Raw genomic sequence first — 11,532 nt, forward strand, 5'->3', positions numbered from 1 at the left:
TTTGCCCGCTCAATTCAATAGGACGTAGGTATGAGATTAATGGCTAAAGGAATATTAGCGATCTTTCTTTTAATGTCTGTTAGCATTTCATTGAGTGCTCAATATGTAGTACAAGGTGTAGTGACAGATTCGCTGACAAAGGAACCTTTATCTTATGCATCAGTACGCCTGAAAGACACGACAGAAGGAACGACTACCGGAAGTGACGGACGTTTCTACTTTAAGACTCATCGTACAGAAGTTGTGCTTATTATATCTGCCATTGGGTATAATGAATATAATAGCCAGATTCATCCCTCTCGTGGAACCTCTTATAAAATCGCATTATCAACAGCGACCTATGCAATCAAAGAAATAACTGTAAAGCCCAAACGCGAACATTACCGTAAGAAAGACAATCCCGCTGTGGAGTTTGTCCGTCAGATGATAGAACATCGAGACGATCACTCTCCTGACGAGAAAGACTTCTGGCAACGTGAGCGTTATGAAAAGACCACCTTTGCATTAAACAATTTTGATGAAGAAAAACAAAAGAAATGGTTATACCGCAAATTTGATTTCTTAACGAACTATGTAGATACTTCTGCCGTAACAGGTAAGCCGATATTAACCGTCTCTGCAAGAGAACTACTTGCTGTAGATTATTATCGCAAATCTCCCCGTACAGAAAAACAATGGGTGAAAGGACGTAAGCAAGCGGGAGTGGATGAGCTTCTTTCCCGTCAGGGAATGCAAGCAGCCATTAATGAGGTATTCAAAGATGTAGATATATATGATAACAATATCTCGCTTTTCACCAATAAATTTGTTAGTCCATTATCACGTATCGGTACAGGATTTTATAAATACTATCTGATGGATACGTTGCAAATAGCCGGAGAGCCTTGTGCAGACCTGACTTTTGTACCCTTCAATTCCGAGTCTTTCGGCTTTACGGGGCATTTATATGTAACCCTTGATTCCACCTATTTTGTTAAGCGTGCCGTATTCAACTTCCCTAAAAAGATTAATCTGAACTTCGTCGATTATATGTTGCTCGAACAAGAATTTAAACGGGCAGAAGACGGTACACGTCTGCTTGACCATGAGAATATTACGGTCGAGCTTAAACTAGCAGAAGGACAGGATGGTATTTTTGCCCGTCGTGTGGCAGATTACAACAATTATACCTTTGAGCCGACTGCCGAAGCAGATAAAGCATTTGACCGTCCGGAACGCATTATAGAAGAAACAGAAGCCTTATCACGTTCTGAAAACTATTGGGCAGAGAATCGTCCTCAATCCGCCATCTCCAAACAAGAGAACTCAGTAGACCGACTGATGGAACAATTACGAGGCTACCCGGTCTATTATTGGACGGAGAAAATACTCTCCATTCTTTTTACGGGCTATATTCCCACCTCTAAAGAAGCACCGCTATTCTACATCGGTCCGATGAATGCAACAATCAGTGGTAATACACTCGAAGGACCTCGTATTCGTGCCGGGGGAATGACAACAGCCTGGCTTAATCCACATTTATTTGGCAAAGGATACATTGCCTATGGTTTCAAAGATGAACGACTGAAAGGACTTGCTGAAGTGGAATATTCCTTCAAAAAGAAAAAAGAATATGCTAATGAATTTCCGATTCATTCTTTAAAAGTACGCTATGAATCGGACGTTAATCAATACGGTCAGAACTATTTGTATACTAGTAAAGACAATGTATTTCTGGCTTTGAAACGTGAAAAAGATGATCGCATCGGTTACTACCAACAAGCTGAAATGACCTATACCAATGAGTTTTATTCCGGCTTCTCATTCCAATTGACAGCCCGGAGAAGAACCGACGAATCATCTTATCTGATCCCTTTTATAAAGAAAGAGAATGATGGTTATTTCCCTGTGAAGAGATTCTCGATGAGTGCTGCCGAGGTGAAACTGCGTTATGCCCCGAATGAGAAATTCTTTCAGACTCAGTGGAATCGCTTTCCCGTTTCTTTAGATGCTCCGGTGTTCACCCTGTCTCATACCATTGCCGGCAAAAGTGTATTAGGGAGTGATTATACCTACAACCATACGGAAGCCGGTATTCAGAAACGGTTCTGGTTTTCTGCCTTTGGTTATACGGATGTTATTCTGAAAGGGGGGAAAGTATGGGATAAAGTACCATTTCCCTTGCTTATTATACCCAATGCAAACCTTTCCTATACCATTCAGCCAGAGTCTTATTCATTAATGAATGCGATGGAGTTTATGAATGATGAATATTTCTCGTGGGATGTTACTTATTTTCTCAACGGATGGCTATTCAACCGGATTCCGTTGCTGAAAAAACTGAAATGGAGGGAAGTACTTTCGTGCCGCGGAATATATGGTCATCTGAGTGATAAAAACAATCCGGAGATGAGTGACGGACTGTTCACTTTTCCAATAGCAGACACCCGTTCAATGGGGAAAACACCCTATGTAGAAGCCGGAGTTGGCATAGAGAATATATTTAAAGTTCTGCGTCTGGACTATGTCTGGCGGCTAACATACAGGGATTCACCTAATATTGATAAGTCAGGTTTGAGAATTAGTCTCCACATGACCTTTTAAAAGTTAAATCCTGCTAATTGCAATGTAGATATGACAAATAAAAACCGTTTTAGTAATTAATTAATCTTATTTTTGCAACAATTTTAGTTTAATTTTAATAGAATAGAAATGAAACAAGAAATTAAACCCGCTACTGGACGTCTTGGCGTATTGGTTGTCGGAGTTGGTGGTGCGGTTGCTACCACAATGATTACAGGTACACTGGCCTCTCGTAAGGGACTGGCAAAACCGATAGGATCTATTTCACAGCTTGCTACGATGCGTATGGAAAACAACGAAGAAAAACTCATCAAAGACGTTGTGCCTTTGACTGATTTGAAAGATATTGTTTTCGGTGGATGGGATATCTTCCCAGATAACGCATATGAAGCTGCTATGTATGCAGAGGTCTTAAAGGAAAAAGATCTGAATGGAGTAAAAGAAGAATTGGAAGCTATTAAGCCGATGCCGGCTGCTTTCGATCACAACTGGGCAAAACGTCTGAATGGAACACACATTAAGAAAGCTGCTACCCGTTGGGAAATGGTAGAACAACTCCGTCAGGATATTCGCGACTTTAAAGCTGCTAATAAATGTGATCGTATCGCTGTGCTTTGGGCTGCAAGTACTGAGATTTACATTCCTTTGTCAGACGAGCATAAGTCACTTGCCGCTTTGGAAAAAGCAATGAAAGACGACAATACAACTGTGATCTCTCCAAGTATGTGTTACGCTTACGCTGCTATTGCAGAAGGTGCGCCGTTTATTATGGGTGCTCCTAACTTGTGCGTAGATACTCCGGCAATGTGGGAATTCTCTAAGAAGATGAATGTGCCTATTTCCGGTAAAGACTTCAAGAGCGGTCAGACATTAATGAAGACAGTATTAGCACCGATGTTCAAGACTCGTATGCTGGGTGTGAGCGGTTGGTTCTCTACCAATATTCTGGGTAATCGTGACGGCGAGGTGCTCGATGATCCGGACAACTTTAAGACCAAAGAAGTTAGCAAACTTTCTGTAATCGATACTATTTTCGAGCCGGAAAAATATCCGGATCTTTACGGTGATGTTTACCATAAAGTACGTATCAATTACTATCCTCCTCGTAAAGATAATAAAGAAGCATGGGATAACATCGACATCTTTGGATGGATGGGCTACCCAATGGAAATCAAGGTAAACTTCCTTTGTCGTGACTCTATCCTTGCTGCTCCTATTGCTCTTGACCTGGTATTGTTCAGTGACTTGGCTTTGCGTGCAGGTATGTGTGGTATCCAGACATGGTTGTCATTCTTCTGCAAGAGCCCGATGCACGATTTCGAACATCAGCCGGAACACGACTTGTTTACTCAATGGAGAATGGTAAAACAGACATTGCGTAACATGATCGGTGAAAAAGAACCTGATTATTTAGCATAATAAGAGATCAATATAACCAAGTTGAGATTGAGATTTGCCCTGTTGTAAGGCGGGACAGATACTCAACCTCAACTTTTGGTTTTTAATCATAACCCTCAGGTTACTGTCTTCGATCAAAGTATACATCAATTGATGAAATTTCGTATAAGTAACTGACGACTATTGATTTATATTTTCTGCACAGTTGTTTGGTAATTTATGCTTGTTGATCGGCAATTAGTAATAAGTGAGTAATTTGTAATTAGTAATTTGTAATTAATGAAGACCCCTCCCTTTCTACCTGTTTTGATAGGCACAGGCTTTGGCTCAGGATTCTCTCCCGTAGCTCCCGGTACAGCTGGGGCATTATTGGCTTCTATTATCTGGATTGTCCTTTATTTCTTACTACCATATTCTATTTTGTTGTGGGTAACTGCTGCTTTGGTCATCATCTTTACCTTTGCAGGTATTTGGGCTGCCAATAAACTGGAAACCTATTGGGGTGAAGACCCTTCACGCATAGTGGTGGATGAGATGGTAGGCGTATGGATTCCGTTATTGGCTGTTCCTGCTGATGAACGGTGGTTCTGGTATGTGATCGGTGCTTTTTGCCTTTTTCGGATCTTTGATATAGCTAAACCTTTAGGAATACGTAAAATGGAAGATCTTAAAGGAGGAGTAGGGGTAATGATGGACGATATCTTGGCAGGTATATACAGTTTTATCTTGTTAATAGGAGTAAGATGGGTAGTTGGCTGAGAAAATTTGCACGAATGGTTTCCCGGAAAGGTGGTATTTTCATGTTTCTGAGGGCACAACTTTCTGCCCAGATGGCAACTATCGCGGACTTTCTCGTGACTATCTTGTTAGTTAAACTATTCGACGTATATTATGTCTATGCTACATTGACAGGGGCAGTCTACGGAGGAATAGTCAATTGCGTTATTAATTATAAGTGGACCTTTAAATCAGATGGAAAGAAAATACATGTTGCTGTAAAATTTATAATCGTATGGTTTTGCAGTATCTGGCTGAATACGTGGGGGACGTATGCACTGACTGAATCTCTTGGGAGAATTCCTTGGGTGCGCGATACGCTCAGTCAACATTTCGGCGACTTTTTTATTATTCCTAAGGTTGTAGTGTCAATCATAGTTGCGTTATTTTGGAACTACAATATGCAGCGTTATTTTGTGTACCGGAATTTGGACATTAAGGGTCTTTTTAAAAAACAGCATTGAATATAAACAGAAGAATTAGATATGAATTACAGAGATTATTTACAACAATTGATTTATAAGATCATTAATCCCGTAGTGCATGGAATGATTAAGATTGGGATCACTCCCAATTTTATCACTACTACCGGATTTCTATTGAATGTAGTGGCTGCAGGTTTGTTGATATATGCCAGCATATACGCTGAACATGATCAACTCGCATATCTGGGCTGGGCAGGAGGTATTATCCTGTTTGCCGGTTTGTTCGATATGATGGACGGTCGTGTGGCACGTGTCGGGAATATGAGTTCCACATTCGGTGCGCTTTATGACTCGGTTCTCGACCGTTACAGTGAGCTGGTTACTTTTTTCGGTATCTGTTATTACTTGCTGGTGGAAGGTTATTTTCTCTATTCCGTTATTGCTTTTGTTGCGTTAATCGGTTCGTTGATGGTAAGCTATGTGCGTGCTCGTGCCGAAGGTTTGGGGATAGAATGTAAAGTAGGTTTCATGCAACGTCCGGAACGAGTAGTGTTGACTAGTTTGGGAGCCTTGTTTTGTGGAATCTTTAAAGATGTCACTCTTTTCGATCCGATTCTGATATTAGTCTTTCCTTTAGCATTTGTTGCACTATTTGCCAATATTACGGCTTTTATGCGTGTAAACCATTGTCGGAAAGTAATGATGAAGAACGAACTAAAGAAATAATTAATTATTATGATAAAATCTACCCAAATGCCATCAAAGAAAGAGGTTTGGACAGTAATCTGTGCATTATCTTTTTTTCTTTTGCTGACAGGTCTGTTTATCGGATTTCGTATCGAGCATTTGTTGATGGCAGTGATCTATTTGGTATTATTCTTTGTCGGCTTACCTACTCGTAAACTAGCGGTGGCATTGTTACCATTTTTTATATTCGGTATTTCGTATGACTGGATGCGTATATGTCCTAACTATCAGGTGAATCCGATTGACGTAGCAGGGCTGTATAATGCAGAGAAATCCTTGTTCGGAGTGATGGATGGCGGAGTGCTTGTTACTCCTTGCGAATACTTTGCAGCCCACCATTGGGCTATAGCCGATATTTTTGCCGGAATCTTCTATCTTTGTTGGGTACCTGTACCCATTGCATTTGGAATCTGGCTATATCTGTCGAAGTCGAGAAACATCTACCTGCGATTTGCTATGGTCTTTCTGCTAGTTAATTTGATAGGCTTTGCCGGCTATTATATTCATCCGGCTGCTCCACCTTGGTATGCTATCAATTATGGTTTCGAACCGATTTTAAATACTCCGGGCAATGTAGCGGGGCTTGGTCGTTTTGATGCACTTACAGGACTGGCGGTTTTCGATTCTATCTATGGACGTAACGCTAATGTGTTTGCAGCAGTGCCTTCGCTGCATGCGGCTTATATGGTAGTAGCATTAGCCTATGCCATCGTACGTAGATGTAAATGGTATGTAATTACTCTTTTTTCCATTATTATGGTCGGTATTTGGGGAACCGCAGTTTATTCTTGTCATCATTACATCATTGACGTGCTACTTGGCATATCTTGTGCTTTACTCGGCATTCTGATCTTTGAGAAAGGATTGATGAAACTAGGAGGCTTCCGTCGTTTCTTTGACAGATATTATAATTACATTAAATAATAATCTGTGGTGAAACCACCTATTGACCAGTAGATGAAGAATAAATACCGTAATTTGTTTCTCACTTTCGGCATAATTGCTGTCCTGATAATGATTTTCACTTTTGATATGAATTATCAGGAGTTATGGGAAAACGTGAAACGTGCGGGGATTTATTTACCTCTGATCTTGTTGCTGTGGTTATTTATCTACCTGATAAATACTATATCGTGGTACATCATCATTCGTAGCGGTGGTAAGCTGGGACTTTCTTTTCCTCAGCTTTACAAGTTTACCGTTACCGGGTTTGCACTTAATTATGTAACCCCTGTTGGATTGATGGGTGGCGAGCCATATCGAATTATGGAACTCACTCCATATATTGGAGTAGAGCGTGCCACATCTTCTGTGATTCTTTACGTGATGATGCACATCTTTTCTCATTTCTGTTTTTGGCTGAGTTCTGTCTTGATTTATGTATGTCTTTATTCGGTGGGTTGGGCAATGGGTATTTTACTTGGGGTAATCACCGTATTTTGTCTGCTGATTGTTGTACTGTTTGTGAAAGGTTACCAACATGGGATGGCAGTAGCTTGCATTCGCATGGGCAGCCGTTTGCCTTTTTTGAAACATCGGGTTGTCCGCTTTGCCGAGAAACATCATGAACAACTGGTGAATATCGATCGACAAATAGCTCTTTTGCATCAACAAAAGAAACGTACTTTCTATACAGCCCTTTTGCTGGAATATACGGCACGTGTAGTCAGTTGTCTGGAAATATGGCTTATCCTGAATGTCTTGACCACCAATGTCAGCTTTACCAGTTGCATCCTGATTGCGGCTTTTTCTTCCTTGCTTGCCAATCTTCTATTCTTTATGCCGATGCAACTTGGCGGTCGTGAAGGAGGCTTTGCCCTTGCTGTAAGCGGTTTGGCCCTTTCCGGAGCTTATGGAGTATATACCGCTCTTATCACTCGTTTGCGTGAAATCTTTTGGATCGTAATCGGACTTACACTAATGAAAATAGGAAATAAAAGTGATAATAAATCATTTTAAGTTCCAAACATCCTCTTTATTCTATCTAATTATTTAAATTTGTCGGGCTTATAATATGTACGACAATGAATAATTTTATCTTTTATAGTCCTACCGAATTTGTATTCGGAAGAGGTACGGAAGCCCAGACCGGAGCGTTGGTAAAGAAATATGGTGCACATAAAGTAATGGTGGTTTATGGCGGTGGCTCTGTAGTTCGTAACGGACTTTTGGCGTGTGTGGAAAAATCTTTGCAGGAAGCGGGTATCGCTTATTGTATGCTTGGTGGTGTACAGCCCAATCCGGTTGATACGAAAGTGTATGAAGGGATAGAGCTTTGCCGTAAAGAACAGGTAGATATGATGCTTGCTGTAGGAGGAGGTTCGGTGATTGATACAGCAAAAGCCATTGCTGCCGGAGTTCCTTATGACGGTGACTTTTGGGATTTCTATATTGGGAAATCTACTGTAACGGAAGCCTTGAAAGTGGCTGTCGTGCTGACTATTCCTGCTGCCGGAAGCGAAGGTTCCGGTAATACAGTCATAACCAAAGTAGATGGTTTACAGAAACTCAGTCTTCGTGTTCCTGCTTTGCTTCGTCCTGTTTTTGCTGTGATGAATCCGGAACTGACATATACACTTCCTCCTTTCCAAACTGCCTGTGGCATTGCCGATATGATGGCACACATTATGGAACGTTACTTCACCAATACCCAAGAAGTAGAAATAAGCGACCGTGTTTGTGAAGGAACTTTGCTTGCTATCATCAAAGAAGCCGTTACTGTGATGAAAGAGCCACAAAACTATGGTGCGCGAGCTAATTTGATGTGGTGTGGAACAATCGCTCATAACGGTACGTGTGGAGTTGGTTGTGAAGAAGACTGGGCTTCCCATTTTCTGGAACATGAAATGAGTGCTATTTATAATGTGACGCATGGAGCCGGATTATCGGTTATTTTCCCTGCTTGGATGACATGGATGGTTGATCATCATGTTGATAAAATTGCCCAATATGCAATACGTGTATGGGGAGTGCCGGAATCAGAAGATAAGAAATCTGTTGCGCTTGAAGGAATCTCCCGTCTGAAAGCCTTTTTCAAATCTATTGGATTACCTGTTACCTTTGCGGAATTAGGTATCGAAAATCCTGATATTGATCGATTAGCTGATAGCTTGCATCGTAACAAAGGTGAGTTGGTTGGTAATTATGTTAAACTTACCCGAAAAGATAGTGAAGAGATTTATAGATTGGCATTGTGAATAAACTCATATCATTGTTTTATCTGTTGGATACCGTAGGGTTATTTAGTGGGAATATTTATATAAATACTATTTGATTTTATTGTCATTGGTAGCTTGTTGAAATGATTGTCTTTAAATTAGATAAAATAAAGAAGAATCAATTCGTGAAATAGAAGATAATCGGAAAGTGTTTTTTTACTCCTTTAGCACTTCACATAGAACTGCGCTCATAAGGTTTGTTATCAAACTTTAGCTGTGCAGTTTAATGTTTTTTAGTAGTCTGTAATCCAGAGTCGGTACCAATTTTATGTCATATACACTCATATATACTCTTGATTTAATGTTTGAAAACGGTTTGCCTTCTATGTCTTGAAAACAACTATACTTCTTATTTGTTATTGCCTACCCGGCGAAAAACCGTTCTGCCGGGGGATTGAATCAATAACAAAATGTATGTCTATCGAAAAAGTTTGAGAACGGGATATGATATATATTTATGGTCTAATTCTTTAATGAGTAGTAGAATAATGAAGTTAGCGACATTTATGAAGCAAGTAGCCGATAGGCTCCAAATGGGGGGAAACTTTGGAACTGCGCACGTATATCGGAGCAGTCTCAATGCCATTATTGCTTTTCATGGGAATGGGGATTTGGCTTTTCGGGAGGTGACTCCAGAATGGCTGAAAGGTTTTGAAATACATCTTCGTAGCCGAGGATGTAGTTGGAATACGGTTTCCACTTATATGCGTACTTTACGGGCGGTTTACAATCGGGCGGTGGATTGTCGTAAGGCTCCTTATATGCCTTATTTGTTCCGATCAGTCTATACCGGAACAAAAGCGGACCACCGTAGGGCATTGAACAACGAAGACATGAAAAAGGTATTTACCAAACTACCGGATACTTTTGCCAGTATTCCTGTATTGCGGCGTACCCGAGATTTATTTGTTTTGATGTTTTTGCTTCGTGGATTGCCTTTTGTCGATCTTGCCTATCTTCGCAAAAGTGACTTGCGTGATAATGTTTTGACTTACCGTAGGCGTAAAACGGGGCGTTCTTTGTCGGTAACATTAACTCCGGAAGCAATGTCGATCTTGAACAGATATGTCAATAAGAATAGTACCTCACCCTATTTATTTCCGCTTTTGACAAGTCGTGAAGGTACTCGGGAGGCGTATCGTGAATATCAGCTGGCTCTTCGTAATTTCAACCGGCAGCTCATGTTATTGGGTGAGATACTGGGATTAGGTGATAGGCTGAGTTCATATAGTGCAAGACATAAAGGATTTCCTTTCTTGCTAAAATTCAATAGCTTACAAAATATCTCGGCTTAATAGGTAACGATTTAGAAACCAGCGAAATTCTGTGTTTTACCTCGTTTTGCAGTAATTCAAAAGAACGCTTTTCCTAAATGCAAAGGTAATATTATTTTTTGAATAACAAACCTTTGCAGATAGTCAAATTCAACAAAATCGGCTATGGTTGCCTGAATTTATATTTCAATCCATATTCTTCAAGTTTGCCATATAGAGTTGTTCTGCTTATTCCAAGCAGTTCGGCAGCGGCACTCCGGTTGCCGTTTGTCTGTTTTAACGCACGCAATATCCGCTCCTTATCCTCCGCGTCATTGCGCAGGGCGAAGCTGACAGGTGAGGTCAGTTTCGTCACGGCAAGTTCCAGATGCTCTTTCGTGACCACACCTTCCTGCGCCTGTAATACGGCTCCCATTATCTTCTGCCGAAGCTCACGCACGTTGCCCGGCCATGTGTATATCAGTAATGCTCTCCGGAGTCTCCTGAACCTTAAAATTGACGCAAACCTCCATGACATCATCCGCATCCGGTTTTATGTTGCTCATCTGCATCTGGAGATTGGCTCTGTGCAGACTGGATAACAGCAAGTTGTTTTCCGGGATCTGTGATTCCACGCTTCCGACCTTCGCCTTGAACTTTATCTGCACATTATCCATTGCAAGATAATGATGGGATATCAAGGCTATAAGTGGAATATCAATAGTCTTGTCTCCAACCATGATTTTTTTTCGATTGGAACGTATTTGCGTTATTTGCATTTGTTCCTTCAAAAAGTCTGGTCAGATTTTGTATCTGATGATTCTGCAATGTATCTTGTGCACAGTTTACGGAGTATTGCAAACCATTCATAATATCAGAGAATGAATTGGTTTGAACACTGTCCGGCTCATCGTCATTATTTTTCTTGCCTCTGTGAAAAAGTCCCATGTTTTTAATTTAATTACTTGATTTGTTGTCTTTAATGAGCACCAATCTTGACAATGTCCGGCTTACAGCTTCCATATTTACACTGGAGTCTATATTATTATTGACAATGCCTTGATGTCAAAACCTATATGGTGGATTCTCCGTGTGTTCCATCACGTCCTCCTTTCTTTATTGGGGTTATACTTCGGTTCTTTCCGTTGCGGG

10 protein-coding genes and 2 pseudogenes are annotated in these 11,532 nt (G+C 40.7%); 9 read left to right on the forward strand and 3 right to left on the reverse strand.

Annotation, left to right across the window (positions count from 1 at the left end):
* Positions 1 to 30: 30 nt before the first annotated feature.
* The 9 genes and pseudogenes from CZ225_RS08015 to CZ225_RS08055 all read left to right on the forward strand — a co-directional run.
* Positions 31 to 2,583 (forward strand): DUF5686 and carboxypeptidase-like regulatory domain-containing protein, encoded by a 2,553-nt coding sequence (locus CZ225_RS08015; RefSeq protein ID WP_077153696.1) that lies wholly within the window; start codon positions 31 to 33, stop codon positions 2,581 to 2,583.
* 108 nt (positions 2,584 to 2,691) lie between these two features.
* On the forward strand, positions 2,692 to 3,981 hold the full coding sequence (locus tag CZ225_RS08020) for an inositol-3-phosphate synthase (protein ID WP_077153697.1): 1,290 nt from the start codon (positions 2,692 to 2,694) through the stop codon (positions 3,979 to 3,981).
* Positions 3,982 to 4,239: 258 nt separating this feature from the next.
* The gene (locus CZ225_RS08025) at positions 4,240 to 4,719 is read left to right on the forward strand and encodes a phosphatidylglycerophosphatase A family protein (RefSeq protein ID WP_077153698.1); all 480 of its coding nucleotides are present in this window, start codon (positions 4,240 to 4,242) and stop codon (positions 4,717 to 4,719) included.
* A 14-nt stretch (positions 4,720 to 4,733) separates the two neighbouring features.
* Positions 4,734 to 5,201: a GtrA family protein gene (locus tag CZ225_RS08030; RefSeq protein ID WP_083714715.1), complete on the forward strand. Its 468-nt coding sequence runs from the start codon at positions 4,734 to 4,736 to the stop codon at positions 5,199 to 5,201.
* 21 nt (positions 5,202 to 5,222) lie between these two features.
* Entirely contained in the window at positions 5,223 to 5,888 is a 666-nt protein-coding gene (locus CZ225_RS08035) for a CDP-alcohol phosphatidyltransferase family protein (protein ID WP_077153700.1), read from the forward strand.
* Between the two features lie 27 nt (positions 5,889 to 5,915).
* A complete protein-coding gene (locus CZ225_RS08040; RefSeq protein WP_129585896.1) occupies positions 5,916 to 6,833 on the forward strand; it encodes a phosphoinositol dihydroceramide synthase in 918 nt (305 codons plus the stop codon).
* A gap of 33 nt (positions 6,834 to 6,866) precedes the next feature.
* A complete protein-coding gene (locus tag CZ225_RS08045; RefSeq protein ID WP_077153702.1) occupies positions 6,867 to 7,868 on the forward strand; it encodes a lysylphosphatidylglycerol synthase transmembrane domain-containing protein in 1,002 nt (333 codons plus the stop codon).
* A gap of 65 nt (positions 7,869 to 7,933) precedes the next feature.
* Positions 7,934 to 9,106, forward strand: coding sequence for an iron-containing alcohol dehydrogenase (locus CZ225_RS08050; protein ID WP_077153703.1), 1,173 nt, complete (start codon positions 7,934 to 7,936; stop codon positions 9,104 to 9,106).
* Positions 9,107 to 9,612: 506 nt separating this feature from the next.
* Positions 9,613 to 10,368 (forward strand): annotated as a pseudogene (locus tag CZ225_RS08055) (tyrosine-type recombinase/integrase); the annotation flags it as partial.
* A gap of 196 nt (positions 10,369 to 10,564) precedes the next feature.
* Here CZ225_RS08055 and CZ225_RS08060 read toward each other — a convergent pair.
* From CZ225_RS08060 to CZ225_RS24305, 3 genes and pseudogenes are all read right to left on the reverse strand, one after another.
* A pseudogene (locus tag CZ225_RS08060) lies at positions 10,565 to 10,876 on the reverse strand (helix-turn-helix domain-containing protein); the annotation flags it as partial.
* On the reverse strand, positions 10,833 to 11,159 hold the full coding sequence (locus tag CZ225_RS24300) for a DUF2589 domain-containing protein (protein WP_310591582.1): 327 nt from the start codon (positions 11,157 to 11,159) through the stop codon (positions 10,833 to 10,835). The pseudogene CZ225_RS08060 and the gene CZ225_RS24300, both read right to left, overlap by 44 nt.
* The gene (locus tag CZ225_RS24305; RefSeq protein ID WP_234983022.1) at positions 11,098 to 11,328 is read right to left on the reverse strand and encodes a hypothetical protein; all 231 of its coding nucleotides are present in this window, start codon (positions 11,326 to 11,328) and stop codon (positions 11,098 to 11,100) included. The genes CZ225_RS24300 and CZ225_RS24305 overlap by 62 nt, the downstream gene beginning before the upstream one ends.
* Positions 11,329 to 11,532 lie beyond the last annotated feature (204 nt).

Source organism: Bacteroides bouchesdurhonensis (assembly GCF_900155865.1).
GTDB lineage: Bacteria > Bacteroidota > Bacteroidia > Bacteroidales > Bacteroidaceae > Bacteroides > Bacteroides bouchesdurhonensis.